Source organism: Prescottella equi, from assembly GCF_002094305.1.
Lineage (GTDB): Bacteria > Actinomycetota > Actinomycetes > Mycobacteriales > Mycobacteriaceae > Prescottella > Prescottella equi.
Window position 1 is genome coordinate 664,017 of sequence record NZ_LWTX01000001.1, and the last position, 27,000, is coordinate 691,016.

Here is a 27,000-nt window from a genome sequence, read left to right on the forward strand (position 1 = left end):
CCTTCGCTGGCCTGAAATCTGTAACAGGTTCCAACTTAGGATGGCCTGGTCGCGTGGGGTGGCGATTCGCGCGAAACAGGGACCGGCTTGCCTGTGTGACAAGCGTCACTCGGCGGGGCGGAAGCTGGTGGAGAAACGACAAAACCCCCGTCCCGGACGTAATCGCCGGGCGGGGGTTTCCTCCTCGCGGAGGGGATGACGGGAATCGAACCCGCGTAATCAGTTTGGAAGACTGAGGCTCTACCATTGAGCTACATCCCCGTGCATACGACATTAGTGGGATCGCCAGCGATGCCGTGTGCGAGATGGAACTGTACCTACCTCGCTTTGGATTTCCTAATCGGGGGGCCGTAGGATTCTGCCTCGGGTCCTCGCAAGGTTGGTGAGGTCCTGTTTCGGACGGGATGTGGCGCAGCTTGGTAGCGCATCCGCTTTGGGAGCGGAGGGTCGCAGGTTCAAATCCTGTCATCCCGACCACGTGTGCGTCAGTGTCGCGAGCGCGGCGCCGACGCACGACATAGAGCAACGAAGAGCATCACCACTACGAAGGAGCCAGATCCGTGAAGAGCACCGTCGAGCAGCTCAGCCCGACGCGAGTCCGTATCAACGTTGAGGTGCCCTTCGAGGAGCTCAAGCCTGATTTCGACAAGGCCTACAAGGCGCTCGCGCAGCAGATCCGTCTCCCCGGCTTCCGTCCGGGCAAGGCTCCGGCCAAGCTGCTCGAGGCCCGCGTCGGCCGCGGCGCCGTGCTGGAGCAGGTCGTCAACGACGCACTGCCGGCCCGCTACTCGGAGGCCGTTTCGGCCTCGGACGTGAAGGTCATCGGCCAGCCGGAGATCGACATCACCAAGCTCGAGGACGGCCAGGAGCTCGTCTTCACCGCCGAGGTCGACGTCCGCCCCGAGATCACTCTCCCCGATTTCTCCACCGTCGCCGTCACCGTCGACCCCATCGAGGTCACCGAGGAGGCGGTTGCCGAGCAGCTGCTGTCGCTGCGTCAGCGCTTCGGAACCCTCAAGGGTGTCGAGCGTGAGGTCCAGGACGGCGACTTCGTGTCGATCGACCTGTCCGCCACCGTCGACGGCGAGGCCGTCCCGGAGGCCACCGCTTCGGGTCTGTCCCACGAGGTCGGTTCCGGCCAGCTGATCGAGGGCCTGGACGAGGCCATCATCGGCGTCAAGGCGGGCGAGTCCAAGGACTTCACCTCCAAGCTGGTGGCCGGCGACTTCGCCGGCCAGGAGGCCGTCATCACGGTCACCGTCAACTCGGTCAAGGAGCGCGAGCTGCCCGAGGCCGACGACGAGTTTGCCCAGATGGCAAGCGAGTTCGACACCCTCGCCGACCTCGAGGCCGACCTGCGTGAGCGCGTCGCCCGTGTCCGCAAGGTCGAGCAGGCCGGTCAGATCCGCGACAAGGTGCTCGAGTCGCTGCTGGAGACCGTCGAGGTCCCGCTGCCCGAGGCCGTCGTCAAGGCCGAGGTTGACGCTGCGCTGCACGACGCCATCCACGGCCTCGACCACAGCGAGGAGAAGCTGAACGAGCTCCTCGAGGCGCAGGGCACCACGCGCGAGCAGTTCGACGCGGACGCCAAGGAGGCCGCCGAGCGCTCGGTGAAGACCCAGCTGCTGCTCGATGCGATCGCCGACGCTGCCGGCACCACCGTCGGCCAGGACGAGCTCACCGAGCGCATCCTGTTCCAGGCCCAGCGTTACGGCATGGCGCCGGAGCAGTTCATCCAGCAGATCCAGCAGGCCAACCAGCTCGGTGCAGTCTTCGCCGACGTGCGCCGTGGCAAGGCTCTCGCGGGTGTCGTCGACGCCGCGACGGTCACCGACACCGCCGGTGAGACCATCGACACCGCCGAGATGTTCGGCACCGCGGAGCCGGCCGCCGACGAGGCCGAGGGCGATGAGGCGGCAGAGCAGAAGTAATCCTTCTGCCCGCCGGACGGCGAGCTAGTTTTCCGCTTTCAGCGAAGTAGGGCGGCACCGGGACTCCGGTGCCGCCCTACTTCGTTAGTGTCTGTGTCAGGAACCAACGACTTATCAGAAGGCAGGTACCGTGACTTACCAGAATCCCGCCATGACTTCAGCCACCTCCGGCCTGAATCTCAGCGACTCGGTGTACGAACGCCTGCTTCGCGAGCGCATCATCTTCCTCGGTACGCAGGTGGACGACGACATCGCGAACAAGCTGTGCGCCCAGATCCTGCTGCTGTCGGCCGAGGACCCCACACGGGACATCAACCTGTACATCAACTCGCCGGGTGGTTCGGTCACGGCGGGCATGGCGATCTACGACACCATGCAGTTCGCCGAGTGCGACGTCGCGACCTTCGGTATGGGTCTGGCCGCCTCGATGGGGCAGTTCCTGCTGTCGGCCGGCACCAAGGGCAAGCGGTACGCCCTGCCGCACGCGCGGATCATGATGCACCAGCCGTCCGCCGGCATCGGTGGCACGGCGTCGGACATCGCGATCATGGCCGAGCAGTTCGCGCACACCAAGCGTGAGATGGCCGAGCTCATCGCGGAGCACACCGGTCAGACCGTCGAGCAGATCACCGCCGACTCGGACCGCGACCGTTGGTTCACCGCGAAGGAAGCGCTCGAGTACGGCTTCGTCGACCACGTCGTCACCCGCGCGCGGCAGGCGGGCGGCGCGGGCAACTAGTGCCGCGACCCGAACCCTTCCTTCCGCTCCCATCATCCTTGGAGAACTGATGACCAACCTGTTCGATCCCCGTGCCGCCCACGCACTCGGTGGCCAGGCCCCGTCCGGTGCGCAGTCGCGCTACATCCTTCCGTCGTTCATCGAGCACTCCAGCTACGGCGTCAAGGAGTCGAACCCGTACAACAAGCTGTTCGAGGAGCGCATCATCTTCCTCGGCGTGCAGGTGGACGACGCGTCGGCCAACGACGTCATGGCCCAGCTGCTGGTGCTCGAGTCGCTCGACCCCGACCGTGACATCACGATGTACATCAACTCGCCCGGCGGCTCGTTCACGTCGCTGATGGCGATCTACGACACGATGCAGTACGTCCGCGCCGACATCACCACGGTGTGCCTCGGCCAGGCCGCGTCGGCCGCGGCGGTGCTGCTCGCGGCGGGCACCCCCGGCAAGCGGCTCGCGCTGCCGAACGCGCGCGTGCTGATCCACCAGCCGGCCACCGGCGGCATCCAGGGTCAGGTGTCGGACCTCGAGATCCAGGCCGCGGAGATCGAGCGCATGCGTCGTCTCATGGAGACCACGCTCGGCAAGCACACCGGCAAGGATCCCGACGTGATCCGCAAGGACACCGATCGCGACAAGATCCTCACCGCCGAGGAGGCGAAGGAGTACGGCATCATCGACGACGTGCTCCAGTACCGGAAGCTCTCGGCGCAGAAGTGATGCGGGGCATCCCGGTTCGTCGACACGCCCGAGGGGCGGGTTGCGGCGGACCGGGACGCCACCCCGTCAAGCTGGGCAGTCCGCGCACGACGTCGGCCTGATTTTCGCGCCGAGCGCCCGTGTCGCGGGGGAATCACCGCTCTATTGGTCGACCTCGTTCGCGAACTGCGGGTACGGTCACACCAGGGGCCTTCGATCCGGATTCGGGGTTCGCATCGGCCGCACCGCGGCGGTGGGGGACCGGGTGAGGATGCTCGCACGTAGACAAGGAAGTAGGGACCTTACGAGATGGCACGCATCGGTGACGGCGGCGATCTGCTCAAGTGCTCTTTCTGCGGTAAGAGCCAGAAGCAGGTCAAGAAGCTCATTGCGGGACCCGGGGTCTACATTTGCGACGAATGCATTGATCTCTGTAACGAGATCATCGAGGAAGAGCTGGCGGAGTCGAGCGAGGTCAAGCTCGACGAGCTGCCGAAGCCCGCGGAGATCCGCGAGTTCCTCGAGAACTATGTGATCGGCCAGGATTCGGCGAAGCGGACCCTGGCGGTCGCGGTGTACAACCACTACAAGCGCATCCAGGCCGGCGACCGGGGCCGCGACGCCCGCGGGGAGACGGTCGAACTCGCGAAGTCGAACATTCTGATGCTCGGCCCCACCGGGTGTGGCAAGACCTACCTGGCGCAGACGCTCGCGAAGATGCTCAACGTCCCCTTCGCGATCGCGGACGCCACCGCGCTCACCGAGGCCGGCTACGTCGGCGAGGACGTCGAGAACATCCTGCTGAAGCTGATCCAGGCCGCCGACTACGACGTCAAGCGCGCCGAGACCGGCATCATCTACATCGACGAGGTCGACAAGATCGCCCGCAAGAGCGAGAACCCGTCGATCACCCGCGACGTCTCCGGTGAGGGTGTGCAGCAGGCGCTGCTGAAGATCCTCGAGGGCACGCAGGCAAGTGTTCCTCCGCAGGGTGGGCGGAAGCATCCGCATCAGGAGTTCATCCAGATCGACACGACGAACGTGCTGTTCATCGTCGCCGGCGCCTTCGCCGGTCTCGAGAAGATCGTGTCGGATCGGGTGGGCAAGCGCGGCATCGGTTTCGGCGCGGAGGTCCGGTCCAAGGCCGAGATCGACACGCAGGACCACTTCGCGGAGGTCATGCCGGAGGATCTGATCAAGTTCGGTCTGATTCCGGAGTTCATCGGCCGTCTGCCCGTCGTCGCGTCGGTGACCAACCTCGACAAGGATTCGCTCGTCACGATCCTCTCCGAGCCGAAGAACGCTCTCGTGAAGCAGTACACGCGGCTGTTCGACATGGACGGGGTGGAGTTGGAGTTCTCGGCGGACGCCCTCGAGGCGATCGCGGACCAGGCGATCCATCGCGGTACCGGCGCGCGTGGCCTGCGGGCGATCATGGAGGAAGTCCTTCTGCCGGTGATGTACGACATCCCCAGTCGCGACGACGTCGCGAAGGTGGTCGTGACCGCGGAGACGGTGAACGACAACGTGCTCCCGACGATCGTGCCCCGCAAGCCGGAACGCGAGCGCCGCGACAAGAGCGCGTAGGAGCGGTAGGACCTCGTGGAGGGGCCCGGGTGCCATCGGCACCCGGGCCCCTCTGCCGTGTCAGGGTGCGAGCAGAAGCGCGAGCGCCAGTGCCGTCAGTTCCTTCTCGAAAGCGTCGAGATCGGGTGCGATGCCCGTGGTCGATTCCCGCTCCCACGTAGCGAGGGCGGACACGACGAACCGGGCCGTCGTCGCGACCCTGCGGGTCCGGGCCTCGGGGTCGAGGTGTGCCAGTTCCGCACCGATACGGGCGAAGAGCCCCTTGAGCAGGTCCATGCCCTGGATGCGCGGGTAGCGGGCGTCCTCCGGGAGCAGGGTGGTGGGCCGGTCGACGAAGTCCATGTGGACTCCGGTCAACCACTGCTCGTTGAAGCGCGCCCAGTAGGACGGCTTGTGGGCGGAGATCTCCGCGACGAACGGATGGACGTAGGCGGCGACCAGCCGGTCGAGGCGATCGGCGGCGTCGTCGGGGATCTCGTCGAGCATGCGGGCGCGCAGCTCGTTGACGGTGCCGATGTGTTCGAGCCACACCGATTCGAGCAGGCCGTCCCACGATCCGAAGTGGTAGGTGATGGCCGAGTTGTTCCGCTGGCCGGCCGTTCTCACGATCTCGCGGGCGGAGACTCCGTGCAGTCCGCGTTCGGCGATGAGGCGCTCGGCGACGAGAAGGATCGTGTCGCGACCGTTCGAGTTCATAGCGGCAAGAGTACTGAATGGGTTATCTTCTTCGGGCTAAGAGAGATTTCTTAATTTGGAGGTGTTCGTGAATCCGCTGTCGAGGAACGGGGGCGTGCGCGCCCGTCGTGCCGGCCTCTTCACGGTTGCTGCAACGACGGTGGCGCTGGTCGCTGCCGGATGCAGCAGCGACGGTAAGTCCGACGAGTCCCATGCGGCTCTCGAACCCGGGCAACTGCTTTCGGTCCAGGAGTTGCGCGGTGCGCCGGTGCTCCCCAGCGCCGGCCGCAGTGAACTGATCACATACGTGTCGCAGAATGCGCAGGGCGACCCGGTGGTCGTATCGGGGACGGTGTCGATACCCCGCACCCCGGCGCCCGACGGCGGTTGGCCGGTGCTCAGCTGGGCACACGGCACCACCGGTGTCTCCGACATCTGCGCGCCGTCGAACGACACCACCGACGGTCCGGCGCACGACTACCTGGGTGGCGTCGACGCGGTTCTCGACAGGTACGTCGCCGACGGCTATGTCGTAGTGCAGACCGACTACGTCGGCATGGGCACCCCCGGCGGCCACCCCTACATGGACGGTGGCACGGAGGCGAACGCGGTGGTCGACATCGTCCGCGCCAGCCGGGAGATCGACGACTCGATCAGCAACCAGTGGTACGCGATGGGGCACAGCCAGGGTGGGCACGCCACCCTGTTCACCGCGGCTCAGGGGAGCGAGCGTGCACCCGAACTCGATCTGCGAGGCGCGGTCGCGATCGCCCCGGGCAACGAGACGAGTGCGACGCCGCAGTACCTGGCGTCCGGTGACCCCGCGGTGGCCCCGGCACTGGCCTTCCTGCCGCTGATCCTGCTGGGTGCCGAGGCTGCGGATCCGTCGATCGTGGCGGATTCGTACGTCGCGCCGGAGTCGCAGGTGCTGCTCACCGCGGCGCGTACCGGTTGCGTGGGTCAGATCCGGAACGTGATCGGTTCGGTGCCGGTCGACAAGGCGTTCGCGCCGGGCGCCGACATCGACAAGCTCGTGACGTACCTGAAGAAGCAGTCGCTCGGCCAGCTGACGCTCACGGTTCCGACGCTGGTGCTGCAGGGCACCGCCGACACCCTCATCGCGGAACCGGGCAGCCGGGAAGTGGTCGAGACGTTGTGCAGCAACGGTTCCGAGGTCGCCTACAAGACGTACGAGGGTGCCGATCACCGGTCCGCCGTGCCGCAGTCGTTCGACGATGCCGAACAGTTCTTCGGCGCCTTGCAGGCGGGGGAGAAGCCGGCCGGCCTCTGCTAGAACGGCCCGAACAGTTCCGAGTACCGGGGTGGGTTCCCGACGAGTTCGCCCTCGGGCAGGGTGACGACGGTGTCGGCCAGTCGCACGACACCGTCGTCGTCCCGGCACTCGGTGGTGACGCGGTAATCGGCGCTGCCCGTGTACTGCCCCGCGAGATGGAGTGTCTCGGTGGGCATCGTGGTCCACCAGATGCCGAGTCCACCGTCGTGGATCTCCTGCAGATCGGTGATCACGGGTCGGCCGGCGGTGTCGAAGACGACGGTCGCGCACCGCGCCGGTGCGTCGGTGGTGGAGTCGATGTTCAGCATCGTCACGAGGATCGAGTTGCCGAAGGTGCGCACGTCGCCCTGCCCGGTCACCGTCGCCGCGGCCGGCGCTGCACCGAATGTCCCGGCCACCGCGAGTGCACCCGCCGCGGCGGCCCCCGCGACGTGCCGTTTCCGTCCTCCGGCCATGCCGTGACGCCCTCCCGTTCGCCCGACCCGCGTGGTCTCCACTGTGGCACGCCGCGCCCCGCGCGAGTGGGCGAACGGGTGTCAGATCTTGATCCGCTGCTCGCCCGAGTAGACGTTCATGCTCTCTCCGCGCAAGAAGCCGACGAGGGTCATCCCGCGGTCTCGGGCCAGGTCGACGGCCAGCGACGACGGTGCCGAAACCGCGGCGAGGACCGGGATCCCGGCCATCGCGGCCTTCTGCGCCAGTTCGAACGACGCGCGTCCGCTGACGACGAGGACGGTGTCGGACGCCGGGACGCGGCCTGCGGTGAGCGCCCAGCCGAGCACCTTGTCGACCGCATTGTGGCGCCCGACGTCCTCGCGGAGGGCGAGCAGCGCGCCGTCGGCGGTGAACACCCCGGCCGCGTGGAGGCCGCCGGTCGCCTCGAACACGCGCTGGCCCTTGCGCAGGGTGGGCGGCATCGACGCCAGCGCGGTCGCGGTGACCTCGAGCGCGTTGTCGGACAACGGGTACCGACTCCGCACCGCGACCTCGTCGAGCGACGCCTTGCCGCACACCCCGCACGCGGACGTGGTGAGGAACTCGCGCCGCCCGCGGTTGCCCGGGTCGGGCACCTCGGCGGCCAGTTCGACGTCGAGGACGTTGTAGGTGTTGGCGCCGTCCGCGTCGACCCCGTCGCAGTAGCGGACGACTCGCACGTCCTCGGGTGACGCGATGATCCCCTCCGTCAGCAGGAACCCGTGGACCAGTTCGACGTCGTGGCCCGGGGTGCGCATCGTGACGGTGAGCGACCGCCCGCCGAGACGGATCTCGAGCGGCTCCTCGACCGCGAGGGCGTCCGGCCGACGGCGGGTGCCGTCCGGCGTGATGCGCAGGACCGGTCGGCGTGCGGTGACCCGGCCCACCTAGCGACCTCCGCTCGGTTCGAGAGGCACGACAACGGCTTTCGACGCCGAAGTGTTCGACTTCACCGCCACGTGGTCGAGTGGGGCGACGGGTTTGGTCTTCGAGTAGTAGGCGGCGGCGTTGCCGCGGGGGGTGCGGTACTCGACCACCCGGAAATCGTGGACCCGCCGTTCCTCGGCGGTGCCGTCGGCGGTCGCCCCCTCCGGCACCAAGTCCACCGGTGGCCCGTTGTGCAGCCCCATCTCGGCGATGTCCTCCCGGGGCCCCGTGCGCGTCATGACCCCATAGTGGCCCGATTCGGTCGGGTCCGCACGATCCGACGCACCGAACCACCAGGTAGTGTCGGCTAGCCTTACCTTCTCCTGCATGCACCACCACGACACGAAGGGTCCTTCGATGGGTGATCTCCAGTCGCGAGCCGGCGCAATCTCGCGCCGAGGATTCCTGATCGGCAGCTCCGGCGCGCTTCTCGCGTTCGCCGCCGCGTGCAGCAGCGGGTCCGGCGACGGTGGTTCCGGCGGGGCCTCCGGCGCGACGATCACCCACAAGTACGGCCGGACGACGGTGCCGGAGAACCCGCAGCGGATCGTCAGCGTCGGCTACAACGACCAGGACGCGTTGCTCGCGCTCGGCGCGGTTCCCGTCGGCGTCTTCGACTGGTACGGCAATTATCCGTACGGGGTGTGGCCGTGGTCGCAGCCGCTGCTCGGCGACGCCCAGCCGGCGATCATCGGCAGCGCGAGCACCGGTATCGACGTCGAGAAGGTCGCGGCCGCCGCACCGGATCTCATCGTGGGCACGTACTCCGGACTGACCCAGGGGCAGTACGACAAGCTGTCCGCGCTCGCGCCGACCGTCGCACAGCCCGCGGGCGTCGCCGACTACGGCGTGCGTTGGCAGGACCAGACCACGATCCTCGGCGAGGCGCTCGGCAAGCAGGATCGGGCCGCCGAACTGGTGGCGGGTGTGCAGCAGCGCTTCACCGACGTGGCCGCGGCCAACCCGTCGTTCGCGGGCAAGACGGTTCTCGTGGGCGCACTCAAGGGTCCCGGCCAGTTCGGTGTGTACGGGCCCGAGGATCCCAAGGTCCGTTTCTTCACCGAGCTCGGCTTCGTGAATCCGCCTGTCGCGGAACAGGTCCGCAAGACCAATTTCGCGGAGATCAGCACCGAGCAGCTCTCCCTCGCGGACGTCGACCTGCTCGTCTGGTACGCGGGCGGCGGCTTCGGTGACGACCTGCGGGCCGAGCTGGCGAAGACACCCGTCTACCAGACCCTCGACGTCGTCAAGGACGGTCGGACGATCGTGCTCGAGGACGAGGCGGCCGAGGCGATGGCCTGGTCGACCGTCGTGAGCCTGCCGTACGCGCTGGACCAGATCCCGCCGCGCATCGCGCCCCTGTTCGCCTGAACCAGCCGGTACTCTCGCGGTCATGGGCGTGAGGCCAGTGACCCGAGCAGACATTCCGGCGCTGTCGCGCGCTCTCGCGGAAGCGTTCGACGACGACCCCGTCATGTGCTGGATGTTCCCGAACGACGCGAAACGTCCCACCGGGATGGCGCGTCTGTTCGCGGCGGAGACCCGCTACCACCACCTCGCCGGTGGCGGAGCGGAACTGGCGGAGACGCCCGACGGCACGATCGTCGGGGGCGCGCTCTGGGATCCGCCGGGCCGATGGAAGCAGTCGAGTTTCGATTCGCTGCGCAGCCTGCCCGCCGTCGTCCGCGCCCTCGGTGGCAAACTCCGCGTCGGCGCCGAGGTCTCGCACGCGCTCGAGTCCGCCCACCCCACCGCGCCGCACTGGTACCTGTCGACGATCGGGACGTCGTCGGCCGGGCGCGGCGGCGGCTACGGCAAGGCGCTGCTCAACTCCCGGTTGTCGCGTTGTGACGCCGAGGGGGCCCCGGCCTATCTCGAGTCCAGTAAGCACGCCAACATCCCGTACTACGAACGATTCGGGTTCGAGGTCACCGGCGAGATCGTGATCCCGAACGGCGGTCCGACGCTGTGGAAGATGTGGCGCGATCCACGCTGACTTCGGTGGCGTACCGATCAGTGGTACCAATCAGGGGTGACCTCCACCCCGCAGACCCCGCTCGGCACACCGTTCGACGACCTCGACGACTATCTGGCACTGGCCCGGCTGTCCGGACTGGTGTTGTCCCCGGACGGCTCGCGTCTCGTTATCTCGCAGGCAGTCCTCGACGCCGACGAGACCAAGTACGTGTCGGCGCTGTGGGAGATCGACCCCGCCGGTGACCGGTCCGCCCGCAGGATCACCTGGGGAGTCGAAGGCGAAGGGGGTGCGGCGTTCACCAGCACCGGCGACCTGCTGTTCACGGCGTCGCGGCCCGTACCCGGCGCGGCGGACGACGCACCGAATGGGTTGTGGCGGCTTCCGGCCGACGGCGGCGAGGCATCCCGTGTGGCCTGCCGCGGCGGCGGAATCTCCGGTGTCCGCGCGGCACGCTCGGCCCCGCGCGTGGTGGTGTCCACGTCCGCGCTGGCTGCCACCGTCGAGGACGACGAGCGGATCCGCGGCGAGCGCAAGGACAAGAAGGTCAAGGCGATCCTGCACACCGGATACCCGGTTAGGCACTGGGATCACGACCTCGGTCCGGACGTCCCGCACCTGCTCGCCGGGACGACGGACGTCGACGGCGAGATCTCGCTCGACGACCTCACCCCGACCCCCGGCATCGCGCTGCGCGAGGCCGACTACGACCTGGCTCCCGACGGCTCGTTCGTCGTGAGCACGTGGGCGCTGCCGGGCGTTCTCGGCTCGATGCGCACCGTGCTGGTGCGCATCGATGCGGCGACGGGGGAGCGGACCACGATCGTCGACGACGACGGCGCGGACCTGTCGCGGCCGGTGATCTCGCCCGACGCTTCGAGCGTCGTGTACCTGCGTGAGTCGTACGGCGATGCCGAACAGGCGCCGCGGATCACGCTGCACCGCTTCGACTTCGAGGACGCCCGCGTCGTGGACCTCGCGTCGGGCTGGGATCGCTGGCCCACCTCGGCCGTGTGGCTCCCGGACTCCGCCGGTGTGCTGCTCACCACCGACGAGCGAGGCCGCGGCCCCGTCTTCGTGCTGCGCGGCGACGGCAGCCCGGCGCCGTTGACCACCGACGACGCCGCCTACTCCGATCTGCAAGTCGCCCCGGACGGCTCGGCGGTGTACGCGCTGCGAGCGTCGTACGCGCGCCCACCGCACCCGGTCCGGATCGCCCTCACCGGGGCCGACGCGGGCACCGTCACGGAACTACGTGCCCCGTCGGAGCCGCCGCGGCTGCCGGGGCGGCTCACCGAGGTCGTCGGCCAGGCCGACGACGGCACTCCGCTGCGCGCGTGGCTGGCCCTACCGGAGTCCGCGTCGGCCGACGCGCCGGCGCCGCTCGTGCTGTGGGTGCACGGCGGACCGTTGAACTCGTGGAACACATGGTCGTGGCGATGGAACCCGTGGCTGCTGGTGGCGAAGGGCTACGCGGTGCTACTGCCCGATCCCGCGTTGTCGACGGGCTACGGTCAGGATTTCGTCCAGCGCGGCTGGGGTCAGTGGGGCAAGGCGCCGTTCACCGATCTGATGGCGATCACCGACGCGGCCGTCGCGCTGCCCGAGATCGACGCGAAGCGCACCGCCGCGATGGGCGGCTCCTTCGGCGGCTACATGGCCAACTGGATCGCCGGGCACACCGACCGGTTCCAGGCGATCGTCACGCACGCGAGCCTGTGGGCGCTCGACCAGTTCGCCCCCACGACCGACGCCGCCTGGTACTGGGCCCGCGAGATGACCCCCGAGATGGCGTTCGAGAACTCGCCGCACCTGGCAGTCGCCGACATCGTCACCCCGATGCTGGTGATCCACGGCGACAGGGACTACCGCGTGCCGATCGGCGAGGGATTGCGCCTCTGGTACGAGCTGCTGTCCGAATCGGGGCTGCCCGCGGACGCCGAGGGCAAGACCGACCACCGCTTCCTCTACTTCCCCGACGAGAACCACTGGGTGCTCAGCCCCCAGCACGCCAAGGTCTGGTACCAGGTGGTCGAGTCCTTCCTCGCCGAGCACGTCCTCGAGGAGGACGTCCCGCTCCCCGACGTTCTCGGCTGACCGACTCTCCGCCCCCCGCCCCCGCGCCTCACCCTCCCCGCCCCCCGCGCCCCACCCTCCCCGCGTTTTGCGCACTTATCGCTACTTTTGGCTATTGGCATGTCGCGACAAGTGCGCAAAACGCGAGGGGACGTGGGGGGATGGACGACACGCGTCCGGAGGTCGGTGAGGGAAAGCCTGCCCGGCGGCCGGCGTCGTTGTGGTGGCGTCTGACGGTCGGCTTGGTGATTCCACTCCTGGCCGCTGCGGCATGTCTGGTCGTGCTGTGGAGCTTGGTGCCGCCCGTCGTGTTCTACCCGCTGTACGTGCTGGCATGGGGAGCCCTGATCATCGTCGGCGTCGTGTGGCTGGCCGCGGTCGTGTTCGGTTCGATCCGCTACGGCTGGCGCGGCGTCACGCTCGTCGCGCCGGTCATCGTGCTGGTCACCGTCGGGCTGGCGGCCGCCGAGTTGCCGGGGCGATTCGGGTGGTGGGTTTCGAAGGACGACCTGCAGCGGGCCGCGGTCGCGTGCGCGGATCCGGCCGACGCTGCCGATGTCCGATCCCAACGGATCGGTGTGTACCGGGTGCATTCGGTCCAACGCGTCGGAGATCGCGGGTGCCGGTTCACTGTCGAGGGCGGGCTGGTCGACTTCGTGGGTGTCGCTTATCTGCCGGGTGAGCGGCCCTACCTCGGCGAGCCCCGCCGCGACGGGGACATCGGGTATCGGCACATCGAGGGGGACTGGTACGCGTTCGTCCAGCGCTTCTGATCCGCGTTTTGCGCACTTGTCGCGCTTGCGATCCCCGAAATCACGCGACAAGTGCGCGAAACGCGAGGGGGAGGGGCGAGGGGTGACGGGGGCGGTAGCGGGGGCGGTGGCGGGGGTGACGAGCCGGGTCCGGGCGATTCGCCGTCACTGATTACGATTGGGGGGTGACCAGTGCGCCAGAGACTCCCCAGAACCCCGCAGACGCCCTCCCCAAGAGCTGGGACCCCAGCGCGGTAGAGGCCGACTTGTACCAGGGCTGGGTGGACGCCGGTTACTTCACCGCCGACGCGACGAGCGACAAGCCCGGCTACTCGATCGTGCTTCCCCCGCCGAACGTGACCGGCTCGCTGCACATGGGACACGCCCTCGACCACACCCTGATGGACGCGCTGTGCCGCCGCAAGCGGATGCAGGGGTTCGAGGTGCTGTGGTTGCCCGGCATGGACCACGCCGGTATCGCGACGCAGACCATCGTCGAGAAGCAGCTCGCCGCGGACGGTAAGAAGAAGGAAGACTTCGGACGCGAGGCCTTCATCGAGAAGGTGTGGGACTGGAAGCGCGAGTCCGGCGGCACGATCCAGGGCCAGATGCGGCGCATCGGCGACGGCGTCGACTGGAGCCGCGACCGCTTCACGATGGACGAGGGGCTCTCCCGAGCCGTCCAGACGATTTTCAAGCGCCTCTACGACGACGGCCTGATCTACCGCGCCGAGCGGCTGGTCAACTGGTCGCCGGTGCTGCAGACCGCGATCTCCGACATCGAGGTGAAGTTCGAGGAGGTCGAGGGTGAGCTCGTCTCGCTGCGCTACGGCTCCCTCAGCGACGACGAGCCGCACGTCATCGTCGCCACCACCCGCGTCGAGACGATGCTCGGTGACACCGCCGTCGCCGTCCACCCCGACGACGAGCGCTACAAGGACCTGATCGGCACCACGCTCGAGCACCCGTTCACGGGTCGGCAGATTCCGATCATCGCGGACGACTACGTCGATCCCGCGTTCGGCACGGGCGCCGTGAAGATCACCCCGGCGCACGACCCCAACGACTTCGAGATGGGCCTGCGGCACAACCTGCCGATGCCCACCATCATGGACAAGACCGGCAAGATCGCCGACACCGGAACGCAGTTCGACGGCATGGACCGCTTCGAGGCCCGCGTCAAGGTGCGCGAGGCGCTCGCCGAGCAGGGCCGCGTCGTCGCCGAGAAGCGTCCGTACGTGCACAGCGTCGGACACTCCGAGCGCTCCGGGGAGACCATCGAGCCGCGGCTGTCGATGCAGTGGTGGGTCAAGGTCGACGCGCTGGCCAAGGCTGCGGGCGACGCGGTCCGTGGCGGCGACACCGTCATCCACCCGGCCAGCCAGGAGCCGCGCTGGTTCGCGTGGGTCGACAACATGCACGACTGGTGCATCTCGCGGCAGCTGTGGTGGGGCCACCGCATCCCGATCTGGTACGGCCCGAACGGTGAGGTGCAGTGCTTCGGCCCGGACGAGACCGCACCCGAGGGCTGGGAGCAGGACCCCGACGTCCTCGACACCTGGTTCTCGTCCGGGCTGTGGCCGTTCTCCACGATGGGCTGGCCCGAGAAGACCGCCGAGATCGAGAAGTTCTATCCGACAAGCGTTCTCGTCACCGGCTACGACATCCTGTTCTTCTGGGTGGCCCGGATGATGATGTTCGGCACGTACGTCGCCGGCGACGACGCGGTGCAGGGCGGCAAGGTCCCGTTCAAGGACCTGTTCCTGCACGGCCTGGTGCGCGACCAGTTCGGCAAGAAGATGTCGAAGTCGCGCGGCAACGGCATCGACCCGCTCGACTGGGTGGACCGCTTCGGCGCCGACGCGCTGCGCTTCACGCTGGCCCGCGGTGCGAACCCGGGCAGCGACCTGGCCGTCGGCGAGGACCACGCGCAGTCGTCGCGCAACTTCGCGAACAAGCTGTTCAACGCCACCAAGTTCGCGCTCATGAACGGTGCGGTCGTTGCCGACCTGCCGGCCCGCGACGCGCTCACCGACGCCGACCGCTGGATCCTCGACCGGCTCGAGCAGGTCCGCGGCGAGGTCGACGAGGCGTTCGAGAAGTTCGAGTTCTCCAAGGCCTGCGAGGCGCTCTACCACTTCGCGTGGGACGAGGTGTGCGACTGGTACCTCGAACTCGCCAAGCCGCAGCTCGCCGAGGGCAGCGTGTACGCCGACGGTACGAAGGCCGTGCTGGGCAACGTCCTCGACACGCTGCTGCGGATGCTGCACCCGGTGATCCCGTTCGTCACCGAGACGCTGTGGAAGGTGCTCACCGGCGGCGAGTCCGTGGTCGTCGCCGACTGGCCGGTCGCGACTGGCATCGCGACGGATCCCGTTGCCGCGCAGCGGGTCGAGGACATGCAGCGTCTCGTCACCGAGGTGCGCCGCTTCCGCAGCGACCAGGGACTCAAGCCGTCGCAGAAGGTGGCCGCGCGCCTGACCGGTGCCGCCGAGGCCGACATCGAGTCGCAGCTGGCGTCGGTCGCGTTCCTCGCGAAGCTGACCGAGCCCACCGAGACGTTCGCGGCCACCGCGTCCGTCGAGGTGCGACTGAGCAAGGCCACCGTCACCGTCGAGCTCGATACGTCGGGCGCCGTGGATCTCGGGGCGGAGAAGAAGCGTCTCGAGAAGGACCTCGCGGTCGCCGAGAAGGAGCTCGCCGGCACCACTGCCAAGCTGTCGAACGAAGCGTTCCTCGCCAAGGCGCCCGACGCGGTCGTCGACAAGATCCGCGCCCGCCGGCAGGTGGCCCAGGAGGAGATCGCACGCATGTCGGCACGTCTGAAGGAGCTGGGCGGAGCGTGAGTACCGAACGCCCGGGCGCACCCGACCCGGTCGACCTCGCCGAACTCGCGCTCGTCGAGGCGGAGCTGGACCAGCGGTGGCCCGAGACCAAGATCGAGCCGTCGCTGACCCGGATCTCCGCGCTGATGGACCTGCTCGGCTCGCCGCAGCACAGCTATCCGGCCATCCACGTCGCCGGCACCAACGGCAAGACGTCGGTGACGCGGATGATCGACGCGCTGATGACGCACCTGCATCGCCGGACCGGCCGGACCACCAGCCCGCACCTGCAGCTGGCGACGGAACGGATCAGCATCGACGGGTCCCCGATCTCGGTCCGCACCTACGTCGACACCTACCGGGAGATCGAGCCGTACATCCGGATGATCGACGAGCAGTCCGAGGCTGCCGGCGGCCCCGCGATGAGCAAGTTCGAGGTCACCACCGCGATGGCGTACGCGGCCTTCGCCGAGGCGCCCGTGGACGTCGCGGTCGTCGAGACCGGGCTGGGTGGCAAGTGGGATGCGACCAACGTCATCGACGCGCAGGTCGCGGTGATCACCCCGATCGGCCTGGACCACATGGACTACCTCGGCCCCGATCTCGCGTCGATCGCGGGGGAGAAGGCCGGAATCATCAAGAAGGGCCGCGAGAGCGGCGTCGAGGGCGTCGCGCCGGTCGACACCGTCGCCATCATCGCCGAGCAGGCCCCCGAGGTCATGGACGTACTGCTGCGGCGGGCCGTCGAGGTCGACGCGGCCGTCGCCCGCGAGGGATCCGAGTTCCGGGTTCTGCGCCGACAGATCGCGATCGGCGGCCAGCAACTCGAGCTGCAGGGACTCGGCGGCGTGTACGAGGACATCTTCCTGCCGCTGCACGGCGAGCACCAGGCGCGCAATGCGTCGCTCGCCCTCGCCGCGGTGGAGGCGTTCTTCGGTGCCGGCCCGGACCGGCAGCTCGACGCGGACGCGATCCGCGCGGGCTTCGCGTCGGTAGTCAATCCCGGACGGCTCGAGCGGGTCCGTAACGCCCCGACGGTGTTCCTGGACGCCGCGCACAATCCGCACGGCGCACAGGCACTCGCGGCCGCCTTGTCGGCGGAGTTCGACTTCCGCAAGCTCGTCGGCGTCGTGAGCGTCATGGGTGACAAGGACGTCGACGGGATCCTGTCGGCCCTCGAGCCGGTGTTCGACGAGATCGTCGTGACCCACAACGGGTCGCCGCGCGCGATGGATGTCGAGGATCTCGCCAACCGTGCAGTCGCGCGGTTCGGCGACGAACGTGTCGTGGTGGCGTCCACCCTGCCGGACGCCCTCGAGACCGCGATCGGGTTGGCCGAGGAGGTCGCCGAACCAGGTGAGGCAGTATCGGGAGCGGGTGTCGTCGTCACCGGGTCCGTCGTGACCGCCGGCGTCGCCCGATCCCTGTTCGGAAAGGACCCCGCGTGAGCGACAACCCGGAACCCGAGTTCCGTGCCCCGGTGAACGATCCGTGGAAGGGGTTCCGCGGCGTGATGGCCGGGACCCTCATCCTCGAGGCCATCGTCGTGCTGCTGGCGCTGCCGGTCGTGGCGGTCGTGAACTCGACGGGCCTGACGTGGGCCTCGGGCCTCTACATCTGCGTGCTGGCACTGCTCATGATCCTGGGCGCGGGCGTACAGGGGAAGCCGTGGGCGATGAAGTTCAACCTGACGCTGCAGGTTGCGACGATCCTCGGCTTCTTCATCGACATCTCGCTCGGTGTGATCGGTGTGCTCTTCGGCGCAGTCTGGCTGTACATCGTGTACCTGCGCAAGGACATCTCCGAGCGCATCGCGCGGGGTCTGCTGCCGGGACAACGAGACTGACCGTCTAGGCTGTTCGCCGTGACTGAGCGCACCCTGGTACTGATCAAGCCCGACGGCGTGGCCCGCGGCTACGTCGGCGAGATCCTCTCCCGCATCGAACGCAAGGGCCTGACCATTGCGGCGATGGAGATGCGGACCGCGCCGAACGACGTGGCCGCCACGCACTACGCCGAGCACGAGGGCAAGCCCTTCTACCCGGGGCTGCTCGAGTTCATCACCTCGGGTCCGCTCGTGGCGGCGGTTCTCGAAGGTCCGCGGGCGATCGCGGCGTTCCGTCAGATCGCCGGCGGCACCGACCCCGTCGAGAAGGCTGTTCCCGGCACCATTCGTGCCGATCTCGCGCTGGACGGCGGACAGAATCTGGTCCACGGATCCGACTCCGTGGAATCCGCCGAGCGGGAGATCGCGCTCTGGTTTCCGCAGCTCGCACGGGTCTGACACCCTCTACCTCAGGACGCTCCCGGGCCTTCGTGCCCGCGGAGCGTCCCTTCGTTTCGGCACCTATCGGTGCGCCGCTGGGCGGACAAACCGCTGCCGTGTGGGATACTGGGGGAGGCCGGACCGCAATTTGGTTCCACGCGGATTCGGCCGGATGACACCCACGGAACGAAGCCCGTCATCGCTGCCACATCAGTACAGGTAATCCCTGTCACGTGAGGCACGCTGGATGAGCAGGCGCTCGGGCCGTGAACGGTCAGGCGCATGCGCCGTGGATCGCCGCCATCCAGCCAGGCACCGCGCGATTCTGCAGTGATAACGGACACTGTGGAGTACGTGGAGCGAGACCAGACAATCTCGTGCCCGAGGTACGAGTACACAACCATCGCCCCCGCGCGGCCGCGTCACATTCGACAGACAGACGGATGGACGCGCCCGGGGGCTCGAGGAGAATACGTGGCCGATCAAGCGCCGCCCGAAAACGTGCAGGAACCGATCGTGGAAGCGTCGGTCCAAGCGGGTGCCACCCCGGCACTGCCCGAGAAGATCCGCGCCCACGCGTTGGCCAAGCTTCTCGGTGTGACGAGCAAGCAGGTCCTCGCCGAGGCCGCCGCACTCGGCACCGAGCTGCGCAGCGCGCAGTCGAGTCTGACCCGTGAGATCGCGGAGCGTATCCACGCCACGGTGACGGGGACTGCTGCCGGGGCCGAGCAGGGGACCGAACCGGTCGCCGCCACCGAGCCAGAAGCCGCCGAGCCGGAAGCCGCCGAGCCAGAAGCCGCCGAGCAGGTGGCCCCCGAGCAGGTAGCCCCCGAGGAGACCCCGCCGGCCGAGAAGCCGGCGCCCCGTAAGCGGGCCCGCAAGAAGGCTGCCCCCAACGCCGAGAAGCCGGCCGAGTCCGCCCCGTCGCCCACGACGGCGGAGGAGTCGGCAGAGACCTCCAGCGTGGGCGAAACGCTCTTCACGGACGCCGAGCCCGCCGCCGAGAAGGAAGAGGCCGCCGCCCCGGCGGTAGTGCAGGCACCGTTGTTCCTGCAGCCCGACGCCGCGGCAGCGGAGCCTGCTCCGCGTCGTCGGCGCAGCCGTCGGGCCGCGGCAGCCCCCGAGGTGACCGAGGAGCCGGAGAAGGTGGCGTCCGCCGCGGGGCTGGCCGCCGACAAGGCTTCGGCCGAGGCGACCGACACCGAGGCCACCGCAGACTCCTCCGAGTCGTCGGAGTCGTCCGCCTCGTCCGACGCCGGGGAGTCGACCGATACCGAGAGCGGCGATCAGCAGCGTCGCCGTCGCCGGGGCCGTCGTGGCCGCGGCCGTGGGCGCGGCGAGCAGCACGCCGAGGGCGAGACCGAGGACACCGACAAGACCGAGGAGACCGCCTCGGAAGCCGCCGAATCGACCGGCAAGAACGCCGACGACACGGCAGCCGAGGCCGGTACCGAGAGTGCCGAGGCATCCGAGGGCGAGGCGTCGGAGTCCGACGACGAGGGTGACGGCTCGAGCCGTCGTCGGCGCCGTCGTCGTCGCCGTCGCGGCGGTGCCGACGGTGAGGTCGCCTCCGAGGACGATCCGCCGAACACCGTCGTGCACGAGCGTGAGCCGCGGAACAAGCCGCGGACCAAGGACGAGGTGCAGGGGATCAGCGGATCCACCCGACTCGAGGCGAAGCGTCAGCGGCGCCGCGACGGGCGGGACGCCGGACGTCGTCGCCCGCCGATCCTGAGCGAGTCGGAGTTCCTGGCCCGCCGCGAGGCGGTCGACCGGGTCATGGTCGTCCGCGAGAAGGTCGGTGGTGCCAACCCGGCAGCGTCGACGCAGGTCGCGGTCCTCGAGGACGGCGTGCTCGTGGAGCACTTCGTCACGGGGTCGTCCTCCACGTCGATGGTCGGAAACGTCTACCTGGGTCGCGTCCAGAACGTGCTGCCCAGCATGGAGGCCGCCTTCATCGACATCGGCCGCGGACGCAACGGCGTCCTGTACGCGGGCGAGGTCAACTGGGAGGCCGCCGGTCTCGGTGGGCGCGAGCGCAAGATCGAGCAGGCGCTCAAGCCCGGCGATCAGGTGCTGGTGCAGGTCAGCAAGGACCCGGTGGGGCACAAGGGCGCCCGCCTGACCACGCAGATCAGCCTGGCCGGACGGTTCCTCGTGTACGTGCCCGGCGGAACGTCCACCGGCATCAGCCGAAAGCTGCCCGACACCGAGCGCAAGCGTCTCAAGGAGATTCTCCGCGAGATCGTGCCGGCCGACGCCGGTGTGATCATCCGGACGGCGTCCGAGGGCGTCAGCGAGGAGGAACTGTCCCGCGACGTCACCCGTCTGCAGACGCAGTGGGCGACGATCGAGGAGCAGGCCGCGAAGGCGAAGGACGGCAAGTCCGGTTCGCCGCAGGCGCTGTACGAGGAGCCCGACCTCCTCGTCAAGGTTGTGCGTGACCTGTTCAACGAGGACTTCTCGAAGCTCGTGATCGAGGGCGAGAAGGCCTGGAACACCGTCGAGACCTACATCAAGACGGTGGCGCCGGACCTGCTGCCGCGCGTCGAGCGGCACGATCCCGCGCCGGGCACCCCGGACGTCTTCGAGACCCACCGCATCGACGAGCAGCTCGCGAAGGCACTCGATCGGAAAGTCTGGCTGCCTTCCGGTGGCACGCTGGTGATCGACCGCACCGAGGCGATGACCGTGGTCGACGTCAACACCGGCAAGTTCACCGGTGCCGGCGGCAACCTCGAGGAGACCGTCACGCGGAACAACCTCGAGGCTGCCGAGGAGATCGTGCGGCAGATGCGCCTGCGCGACATCGGCGGCATGATCGTCATCGACTTCATCGACATGGTGCTCGAGTCGAACCGCGATCTGGTGCTGCGCCGACTCACCGAGTCGCTGGGCCGGGACCGCACCCGCCACCAGGTGTCCGAGGTGACGTCGCTGGGCCTGGTCCAGGTCACGCGCAAGAAGCTCGGCACCGGGCTGGTCGAGGCGTTCTCGACCACGTGCGAGCACTGCCACGGGCGCGGCATCATCGTCCACACCGAGCCGGTGGAGACGAAGTCGTCCGACGACGGTGGCCGCGGCCAGGGTCAGGGCAAGGAGTCGGGCGGTGGGGGCCGCAAGAAGCGTGGCCGCGATCGCGCGGCGGCGGCGACGCCGGCACCGACGCCCGAACCGGAGTCCAACGGTCAGCACGCGCACCCGTCCGCCGAGGAGGCGGCCGCCGACGCGACCGTCAAGCGCGCCCACCCGGTCGCGCTCGCGATGGCGTCGCACCACCCCGACCACGATCCGTCCGACGGGCCGGCGGCCGAGGAAACAGCGCCGGCGGCCGAGGAAGCAGCGCCGCCGTCCGAGGACGCCACGCAGACCTCGCCGGCCGACGTCGCGCAGCCGGACACGGTCGAGATGCCGCGGACGGAGCCGGAGGCAACATCCGAGCCGCAGGCGACGGCGGAACCGACGTCCGAGTCCGCACCCGAACCGGAGGCGGCGCCGCGCCGTCGACGGAGCCGACGGGTCTCCCGCGCGGCGGCCGCACCGGCGGCGGACAGCCCCGAGTCGGGGACGGTGTTCGTGATGTCCGCCACGGAGCCCGCTCCGACGGCCGAAGCCCCGGCGGCATCCGAGCCGGCGCCCGAGGCAGCGGAGGGCACGTCGTCGCCCGACGGCGAGGCTCCCGCCGAGCCTGCAGTCGCTCCACGCAAGCCGCGTCGTCGCCGTGCCGCCGCACGTCCCGCCGGTCCTCCGGTGGACGCCGACGCCTGATTCGTCCCGTGGTGCTTCACCGCTCCGTCGACTTCGGGCGGTGAAGCACCACAGCGGGAACGGTGTTGCGTCAGTTTGACCCTGACGGCCACTGTCCCGTAATCTTGACCGGTCGCTACCCGGCGATACCGCTCTGCTGCGCCCGCTTCGGGCCTACCACGGGCGCGCAAGGGGTAGCTGCCACACCAGACCAGTCGCGCAGCAACGAAAGCCTCACGGCAGCGGCGCGAGCACGTTCGAAGTAGCAAGGGGTAGCCGTCCGATGGCAACGTACGCGATCGTCAAGACCGGCGGAAAGCAGTACAAGGTCGCTGTTGGTGACCTCGTCAAGGTCGAGAAGATCGAGGGTGAGCCCGGCACCGCTGTCTCGCTTGCCCCGGTCCTCGTGGTCGATGGGTCCGAGCTGACCACCGACGCCGACAAGCTGGCGAAGATCTCCGTGACCGGTGAGGTCGTCGAGCACACCAAGGGCCCGAAGATCCGGATCCACAAGTTCAAGAACAAGACCGGCTACCACAAGCGCCAGGGTCACCGTCAGAAGCTGACGGTCCTCAAGGTCACCGGCATCAAGTAGCTCGACCTTTTCACCGATTCAGCTTTCACCGATTCCTGGGAGGGATTCGACATGGCACATAAGAAGGGTGCATCCAGCTCCCGTAACGGTCGCGATTCAAACGCACAGCGACTCGGCGTGAAGCGCTTCGGCGGCCAGTCCGTCAGCGCCGGCGAGATCCTCGTGCGTCAGCGCGGCACCCACTTCCACCCCGGCGTGAACGTCGGCCGTGGCGGTGACGACACCCTGTTCGCTCTCGCTGCGGGCGCCGTCGAGTTCGGCACCAAGCGTGGGCGCAAGACCGTGAACATCGTTCCGGTCGCGGCAGAGGCCTGAGCCTGCTGCCAACTGTGATCCGGACTGCGGTCGTGTCGATGCACTGACGAGTCCGACATCACATCCGATCTCCCAATAGGGGCGGGCCAGGGTCTCACAACCCTGCCCGCCCCTATTGTTGTTTCCAGAACGGTGCGCTCGGCGCGCCGCACTCTCCGCCCGAAGAATTGACTGAGGAAGGATCCGGCAGTCATGTCCCGATTCATTGACCGCGTGGTGCTGCACGTCAGCGCCGGAAAAGGCGGCAATGGTTGCGCCTCCGTCCACCGCGAGAAGTTCAAGCCGCTCGGCGGCCCCGACGGTGGCAACGGTGGTCGCGGCGGAGATGTCGTGCTCGAGGTGGACCGCAACGTCCACACCCTCCTCGACTTCCACTTCCATCCGCGCGCCAAGGCGACCAACGGCACCCAGGGCATGGGTGGCAACCGTGAAGGCGCCAACGGCTCGGACCTGATCCTCAAGGTGCCGGACGGCACCGTCGTGGTCGACAAGGACGGCGAGGTCCTCGCCGACCTGGTCGGTATCGGTACCCGTTTCGTCGCGGCGCGCGGTGGTCGCGGTGGTCTCGGCAACGCGTCGTTGGCGTCCAAGGCGCGCAAGGCTCCCGGTTTCGCGCTGCTCGGCGAGGACGGCGAGTCGGGCGACCTGATCCTCGAACTCAAGTCGGTCGCCGACGTCGGCCTCGTCGGATTCCCGTCCGCCGGCAAGTCGTCGCTCGTGTCGGTGCTGTCGGCCGCGAAGCCGAAGATCGGTGACTACCCCTTCACGACTCTGCAGCCCAACCTGGGTGTGGTGTCGAGTGGCGACACGACGTTCACCGTCGCCGACGTCCCGGGCCTGATCCCCGGCGCCAGTGAGGGACGCGGTCTGGGTCTGGACTTCCTGCGCCACCTGGAGCGCTGCGCGGTGCTCGCGCACGTCGTCGACTGTGCGACGCTCGAGCCCGGACGCGACCCGATCTCCGACGTCGACGCCCTCGAGACGGAGCTGGCGGCGTACCAGCCCGCGCTCAAGGGCGATGCCGGACTGGGCGATCTCGCCGACCGTCCGCGCATCGTGATCCTCAACAAGGCCGACGTTCCCGAGGCGGCCGAGCTCGCCGAGATGGTGACGCCGGACTTCGAGGCGCGCGGTTGGCCGGTGTTCACGATCTCGGCCGTCAGCCGGGAGGGTCTGCGGCCCTTGACCTTTGCGCTCGCCAAGATGGTGGCCGAGTACCGCGAGGCGCATCCGCCGGCGGAGCCGAAGCGTCAGGTGATCCGACCGATCGCGGCCAAGGAGACCGGCTTCGACGTCATCGCCGATCCGGACACACCGGGTGGATTCATCGTGCGGGGCACTCAGCCCGAGCGCTGGGTGCGCCAGACGGCGTTCGACAACGACGAGGCCGTCGGCTACCTCGCGGACCGTCTTGCCCGTCTCGGCGTCGAGGACGCGTTGGTCAAGCACGGCGCCGAACCGGGCGCGTTCGTCACCATCGGTGACGTCGGATTCGAGTGGGAGCCGCAGACCGCGGCCGGTGTCGACATCGTCCGTACCGGACGCGGCACCGACGCGCGTCTCGACCAGGACGAGCGCATCGGTGCTGCCGAGCGCAAGCACGCCCGCCGGGTCCGCCGGGGACTCGAGAGCGAGGATCCCGAGAACCGGTGAGCGAGACCAGAGCGGCCATCGCGTCCGCGCGCAGCATCGTCGTCAAGATCGGATCCTCGGCACTCACGAGCCTGATCGGCGGACTCGACGTCGGACGGCTGAACCTGCTCGCGGACGCGCTGGAGGCGCGGATGCGGGCCGGGTCGGACGTCGTCGTGGTGTCGTCGGGCGCTGTGGGAGCGGGCCTGGCTCCGCTCGGATTGACGCACCGCCCAAGGGATCTCGCGACGAAACAGGCGGCCGCCAGCGTCGGTCAGCTGGCCTTGGCGCATGCGTGGGGCACGTCGTTCGCACGATACGGGCGCACTGTCGGACAGGTGTTGCTCACTGCCGACGACATCGCCCGCCGTACCCAGCACCGCAACGCGCAGCGCACCCTCGACCGACTGCGGGCCCTGCACGCGGTCGCGATCGTCAACGAGAACGACACGGTCGCGACGACGGAACTGCGGTTCGGCGACAACGATCGGCTCGCGGCACTCGTCGCGCACCTGGTCGGGGCGGACGCCCTGGTGTTGCTCTCGGACGTCGACGGCCTCTACGACGGCGACCCCCGAAAAGGCGGAGCCACACTGATTCCGGAGGTCAACAGCCCCGAGGACCTCGACGGTGTGGTCGCCGGGTCAGGCGGAGCATTGGGTACGGGCGGGATGGCGTCAAAGCTGTCGGCGGCCCGGCTGGCGGCCGACTCGGGTGTGCCGGTGCTGTTGACCGCGGCATCGGACGCCGCGACGGCACTGACCACCGCCGACGTCGGCACCGTGTTCGCGGCCCGGCCGCACCGGATGTCGGCCCGCAAGTTCTGGGTCAGGCACGCTGCGGACACGCAGGGCGCGCTGCACCTCGACGCGGGCGCCGTACGGGCGGTCGTCGAGCGTCGGCGTTCGCTGCTGCCGGCAGGGATCACCGCCGTCGGCGGCCGGTTCTACGGCGGCGACGTGGTGTCCATCGTCGGACCCGACGACCGTCCCGTCGCGCGCGGCGTGGTGGCGTACGACTCGACGGAGATCGAGGACATGCTGGGCCACTCGACCACGGACCTTCCCGCCGACATGCATCGTCCCGTCGTGCACGCCGACGACCTGGTGGCTCTGTAGCCGTCCGTTCAGCCGGGCAGCGCGGACACGAGCGACTCGAGCACGTCCGAGCAGCCGTCCTCGATCTTGAGGGTGGCGAACTCGTCGCCCCGCGTGGCGCCGCGATTGACGATGACGATGGGCAGGCCGTCCCGGGCGGCGCGGCGGACGAAGCGCAGACCCGACATCACGGTCAGCGACGATCCCGCGACCAGCAGGGCGTCGGCGCCGGCAACCATCTCGAAAGCCGCGGTCACGCGCGGTTTCGGCACGCTCTCGCCGAAGTAGACGATGTCGGGCTTGAGCATGCCGCCGCACTGCTCGCAGTCGACCATCCGGAAGTGGTCGGTGGTTTCGATCACGGCGTCCGCGTCGGGTGCGATCTCGACACCCGTGGCGGCGGCAACGGTCTCCGCGAAGCCGGGGTTGGCGGCATCGAGGCGGCCGGCGAGCGTCATCCGGGACGTCTGCGCGCCGCAGTCCAGGCACCGCACCTGTGCGTAGCTGCCGTGCAGGTCGATCACCTGCCGGGTACCGGCCTTGGTGTGCAGCAGATCGACGTTCTGAGTGATGACGCCGTGCACCACGCCTGCCCGTTCGAGTGCGGCGACGGCGCGATGCCCGGTGTTGGGGCGGGCGGCGTCCATGAAGCGCCAACCGAGGTGGTTGCGCGCCCAGTAGTGCCGGCGGAACGAGGGATCGCCCACGAACTGCTGATAGGTCATGGGGTTCCGTGGCGGCGAATCGGGCCCGCGATAGTCGGGGATACCGGAGTCGGTGGAGATACCTGCCCCGGTGAGCACGCACACGCGGCGGCCGTGGAGCAGTTCGAGCATTCGGTCGATCACCCGATCCAGGGTAGGCGTGTCCGATCCGTTCAATCGGCCGCGGCGTCCGGCGTCGGACACTGGTCGCCATGACCACAGTGAACCCGATTCCCGACGGATACCGAACCCTCACGCCGTACCTGGCGGTACCGGACGGCCACGCCGCGCTGGACTTCTACGTCCGAGGACTCGGCGCGGTGATCGTCGACCGGATGGATGCCCCGGACGGCACCGTGATGCACGCCGAGATCCGGATCGGCGACTCGATGCTCCAGCTGTCACAGGAGATGCCCGACTTCGGACTGAAGGCGCCAGAACAGGGCTGGGTGCACTCCTCGCTGGTGGTGTACGTCGAGGACACCGACGCGTTCGTCGACTCCGCGGTGCGGGCCGGCGCCACCCTCGTCACGCCCGTGGCCGACGCGTTCTCCGGCGACCGGCACGGTGTGTTCCTCGACCCGTTCGGGCACCGCTGGGCCGTCTGCACCCGCATCGAGGACGTCCCGCCCGCCGAGGTGGCGCGGCGGGCACGCGAGCTGTTCTTTCCCGATCCGGTGTCCTGACGA

The 27,000-nt window shown here is 68.8% G+C and carries 24 protein-coding genes and 2 tRNA genes; 20 read left to right on the plus strand and 6 right to left on the minus strand.

What is annotated here, in order from left to right; all coding sequences use genetic code 11:
* Positions 1-190: 190 nt before the first annotated feature.
* Positions 191-261, minus strand: a tRNA-Gly gene (locus A6I89_RS03225).
* A 139-nt stretch (positions 262-400) separates the two neighbouring features.
* Between A6I89_RS03225 and A6I89_RS03230 the strand changes: the two genes are divergently transcribed.
* The 5 genes from A6I89_RS03230 to clpX all read left to right on the plus strand — a co-directional run bounded on the left by A6I89_RS03230 (position 401) and on the right by clpX (position 4,957).
* Positions 401-477 (plus strand) — tRNA-Pro (locus tag A6I89_RS03230).
* A gap of 83 nt (positions 478-560) precedes the next feature.
* The gene (tig, locus tag A6I89_RS03235; protein ID WP_005512230.1) at positions 561-1,931 is read left to right on the plus strand and encodes a trigger factor; all 1,371 of its coding nucleotides are present in this window, start codon (positions 561-563) and stop codon (positions 1,929-1,931) included.
* A gap of 130 nt (positions 1,932-2,061) precedes the next feature.
* A complete protein-coding gene (locus A6I89_RS03240; protein ID WP_013416512.1) occupies positions 2,062-2,670 on the plus strand; it encodes an ATP-dependent Clp protease proteolytic subunit in 609 nt (202 codons plus the stop codon).
* 49 nt (positions 2,671-2,719) lie between these two features.
* Positions 2,720-3,391, plus strand: coding sequence for an ATP-dependent Clp protease proteolytic subunit (locus A6I89_RS03245; protein ID WP_005512232.1), 672 nt, complete (start codon positions 2,720-2,722; stop codon positions 3,389-3,391).
* Between the two features lie 288 nt (positions 3,392-3,679).
* Positions 3,680-4,957: an ATP-dependent Clp protease ATP-binding subunit ClpX gene (gene clpX, locus A6I89_RS03250; protein ID WP_005512233.1), complete on the plus strand. Its 1,278-nt coding sequence runs from the start codon at positions 3,680-3,682 to the stop codon at positions 4,955-4,957.
* A gap of 60 nt (positions 4,958-5,017) precedes the next feature.
* Here clpX and A6I89_RS03255 read toward each other — a convergent pair whose 3' ends face one another.
* Positions 5,018-5,653: a TetR/AcrR family transcriptional regulator gene (locus A6I89_RS03255; protein WP_005512234.1), complete on the minus strand. Its 636-nt coding sequence runs from the start codon at positions 5,651-5,653 to the stop codon at positions 5,018-5,020.
* A 94-nt stretch (positions 5,654-5,747) separates the two neighbouring features.
* On the opposite strand from A6I89_RS03255, the gene A6I89_RS03260 reads away from it, so the two are divergent.
* Positions 5,748-6,926: an alpha/beta hydrolase family protein gene (locus A6I89_RS03260; RefSeq protein ID WP_049910519.1), complete on the plus strand. Its 1,179-nt coding sequence runs from the start codon at positions 5,748-5,750 to the stop codon at positions 6,924-6,926.
* On the opposite strand, the gene A6I89_RS03265 is transcribed toward A6I89_RS03260, so the two are convergent.
* From A6I89_RS03265 to A6I89_RS03275, 3 genes are all read right to left on the minus strand, one after another.
* Entirely contained in the window at positions 6,923-7,381 is a 459-nt protein-coding gene (locus A6I89_RS03265) for a hypothetical protein (RefSeq protein ID WP_022596763.1), read from the minus strand. The genes A6I89_RS03260 and A6I89_RS03265 overlap by 4 nt on opposite strands.
* A gap of 81 nt (positions 7,382-7,462) precedes the next feature.
* Positions 7,463-8,287, minus strand: a complete 825-nt coding sequence (fdhD, locus tag A6I89_RS03270; protein ID WP_013416509.1) for a formate dehydrogenase accessory sulfurtransferase FdhD — start codon at positions 8,285-8,287, stop codon at positions 7,463-7,465.
* On the minus strand, positions 8,288-8,566 hold the full coding sequence (locus tag A6I89_RS03275; RefSeq protein ID WP_022596761.1) for an oxidoreductase: 279 nt from the start codon (positions 8,564-8,566) through the stop codon (positions 8,288-8,290). It lies immediately after the preceding gene.
* Between the two features lie 118 nt (positions 8,567-8,684).
* On the opposite strand from A6I89_RS03275, the gene A6I89_RS03280 reads away from it, so the two are divergent.
* The 13 genes from A6I89_RS03280 to proB all read left to right on the plus strand — a co-directional run bounded on the left by A6I89_RS03280 (position 8,685) and on the right by proB (position 25,628).
* Positions 8,685-9,698 (plus strand): iron-siderophore ABC transporter substrate-binding protein, encoded by a 1,014-nt coding sequence (locus tag A6I89_RS03280; protein ID WP_013416507.1) that lies wholly within the window; start codon positions 8,685-8,687, stop codon positions 9,696-9,698.
* Between the two features lie 22 nt (positions 9,699-9,720).
* The gene (locus tag A6I89_RS03285; protein ID WP_005512244.1) at positions 9,721-10,323 is read left to right on the plus strand and encodes a GNAT family N-acetyltransferase; all 603 of its coding nucleotides are present in this window, start codon (positions 9,721-9,723) and stop codon (positions 10,321-10,323) included.
* 36 nt (positions 10,324-10,359) lie between these two features.
* Positions 10,360-12,399: a S9 family peptidase gene (locus tag A6I89_RS03290; RefSeq protein ID WP_022596759.1), complete on the plus strand. Its 2,040-nt coding sequence runs from the start codon at positions 10,360-10,362 to the stop codon at positions 12,397-12,399.
* A gap of 140 nt (positions 12,400-12,539) precedes the next feature.
* On the plus strand, positions 12,540-13,151 hold the full coding sequence (locus A6I89_RS03295) for a membrane protein (RefSeq protein WP_013416504.1): 612 nt from the start codon (positions 12,540-12,542) through the stop codon (positions 13,149-13,151).
* A gap of 164 nt (positions 13,152-13,315) precedes the next feature.
* Complete coding sequence (locus A6I89_RS03300; RefSeq protein WP_005512251.1) at positions 13,316-15,976, plus strand: valine--tRNA ligase; 2,661 nt, start codon at positions 13,316-13,318, stop codon at positions 15,974-15,976.
* Positions 15,973-17,403: a bifunctional tetrahydrofolate synthase/dihydrofolate synthase gene (gene folC, locus A6I89_RS03305; RefSeq protein WP_005512253.1), complete on the plus strand. Its 1,431-nt coding sequence runs from the start codon at positions 15,973-15,975 to the stop codon at positions 17,401-17,403. Before A6I89_RS03300 ends, folC begins: the two co-directional genes overlap by 4 nt.
* Positions 17,400-17,801: a DUF4233 domain-containing protein gene (locus tag A6I89_RS03310; protein ID WP_005512255.1), complete on the plus strand. Its 402-nt coding sequence runs from the start codon at positions 17,400-17,402 to the stop codon at positions 17,799-17,801. The genes folC and A6I89_RS03310 overlap by 4 nt, the downstream gene beginning before the upstream one ends.
* Positions 17,802-17,819: 18 nt before the next feature.
* Positions 17,820-18,239 (plus strand): nucleoside-diphosphate kinase, encoded by a 420-nt coding sequence (gene ndk / locus A6I89_RS03315; protein WP_005512256.1) that lies wholly within the window; start codon positions 17,820-17,822, stop codon positions 18,237-18,239.
* A gap of 456 nt (positions 18,240-18,695) precedes the next feature.
* The gene (locus tag A6I89_RS03320) at positions 18,696-21,989 is read left to right on the plus strand and encodes a translation initiation factor IF-2 N-terminal domain-containing protein (RefSeq protein WP_022596755.1); all 3,294 of its coding nucleotides are present in this window, start codon (positions 18,696-18,698) and stop codon (positions 21,987-21,989) included.
* A 262-nt stretch (positions 21,990-22,251) separates the two neighbouring features.
* Positions 22,252-22,563 carry a 50S ribosomal protein L21 gene (gene rplU / locus A6I89_RS03325; protein WP_005512259.1) on the plus strand — a complete coding sequence of 104 codons (312 nt, stop codon included), beginning with the start codon at positions 22,252-22,254 and terminating at the stop codon, positions 22,561-22,563.
* Positions 22,564-22,614: 51 nt separating this feature from the next.
* A complete protein-coding gene (gene rpmA, locus A6I89_RS03330) occupies positions 22,615-22,878 on the plus strand; it encodes a 50S ribosomal protein L27 (RefSeq protein ID WP_013416501.1) in 264 nt (87 codons plus the stop codon).
* A 192-nt stretch (positions 22,879-23,070) separates the two neighbouring features.
* Positions 23,071-24,531, plus strand: a complete 1,461-nt coding sequence (obgE, locus tag A6I89_RS03335; RefSeq protein ID WP_005512261.1) for a GTPase ObgE — start codon at positions 23,071-23,073, stop codon at positions 24,529-24,531.
* A complete protein-coding gene (gene proB / locus A6I89_RS03340) occupies positions 24,528-25,628 on the plus strand; it encodes a glutamate 5-kinase (RefSeq protein WP_005512262.1) in 1,101 nt (366 codons plus the stop codon). The genes obgE and proB overlap by 4 nt, the downstream gene beginning before the upstream one ends.
* 8 nt (positions 25,629-25,636) lie before the next feature.
* On the opposite strand, the gene A6I89_RS03345 is transcribed toward proB, so the two are convergent.
* Positions 25,637-26,443, minus strand: a complete 807-nt coding sequence (locus A6I89_RS03345) for an NAD-dependent protein deacetylase (protein ID WP_044991264.1) — start codon at positions 26,441-26,443, stop codon at positions 25,637-25,639.
* Positions 26,444-26,523: 80 nt separating this feature from the next.
* On the opposite strand from A6I89_RS03345, the gene A6I89_RS03350 reads away from it, so the two are divergent.
* A complete protein-coding gene (locus A6I89_RS03350; RefSeq protein ID WP_022596750.1) occupies positions 26,524-26,997 on the plus strand; it encodes a VOC family protein in 474 nt (157 codons plus the stop codon).
* Positions 26,998-27,000: the final 3 nt, after the last annotated feature.

Excerpts from the sequence above, each read along its gene's own strand:
- A6I89_RS03245 (WP_005512232.1), top strand. The coding sequence starts at position 2,720 with ATGACCAACCTGTTCGATCCCCGTGCCGCCCACGCACTCGGTGGCCAG.
- clpX (WP_005512233.1), top strand. The coding sequence starts at position 3,680 with ATGGCACGCATCGGTGACGGCGGCGATCTGCTCAAGTGCTCTTTCTGC.
- A6I89_RS03255 (WP_005512234.1), bottom strand. The coding sequence starts at position 5,653 with ATGAACTCGAACGGTCGCGACACGATCCTTCTCGTCGCCGAGCGCCTC.
- A6I89_RS03265 (WP_022596763.1), bottom strand. The coding sequence starts at position 7,381 with ATGGCCGGAGGACGGAAACGGCACGTCGCGGGGGCCGCCGCGGCGGGT.
- A6I89_RS03275 (WP_022596761.1), bottom strand. The coding sequence starts at position 8,566 with ATGACGCGCACGGGGCCCCGGGAGGACATCGCCGAGATGGGGCTGCAC.
- A6I89_RS03280 (WP_013416507.1), top strand. The coding sequence starts at position 8,685 with ATGGGTGATCTCCAGTCGCGAGCCGGCGCAATCTCGCGCCGAGGATTC.
- A6I89_RS03285 (WP_005512244.1), top strand. The coding sequence starts at position 9,721 with ATGGGCGTGAGGCCAGTGACCCGAGCAGACATTCCGGCGCTGTCGCGC.
- A6I89_RS03295 (WP_013416504.1), top strand. The coding sequence starts at position 12,540 with ATGGACGACACGCGTCCGGAGGTCGGTGAGGGAAAGCCTGCCCGGCGG.
- rplU (WP_005512259.1), top strand. The coding sequence starts at position 22,252 with ATGGCAACGTACGCGATCGTCAAGACCGGCGGAAAGCAGTACAAGGTC.
- rpmA (WP_013416501.1), top strand. The coding sequence starts at position 22,615 with ATGGCACATAAGAAGGGTGCATCCAGCTCCCGTAACGGTCGCGATTCA.
- obgE (WP_005512261.1), top strand. The coding sequence starts at position 23,071 with ATGTCCCGATTCATTGACCGCGTGGTGCTGCACGTCAGCGCCGGAAAA.
- A6I89_RS03345 (WP_044991264.1), bottom strand. The coding sequence starts at position 26,443 with ATGCTCGAACTGCTCCACGGCCGCCGCGTGTGCGTGCTCACCGGGGCA.
- A6I89_RS03350 (WP_022596750.1), top strand. The coding sequence starts at position 26,524 with ATGACCACAGTGAACCCGATTCCCGACGGATACCGAACCCTCACGCCG.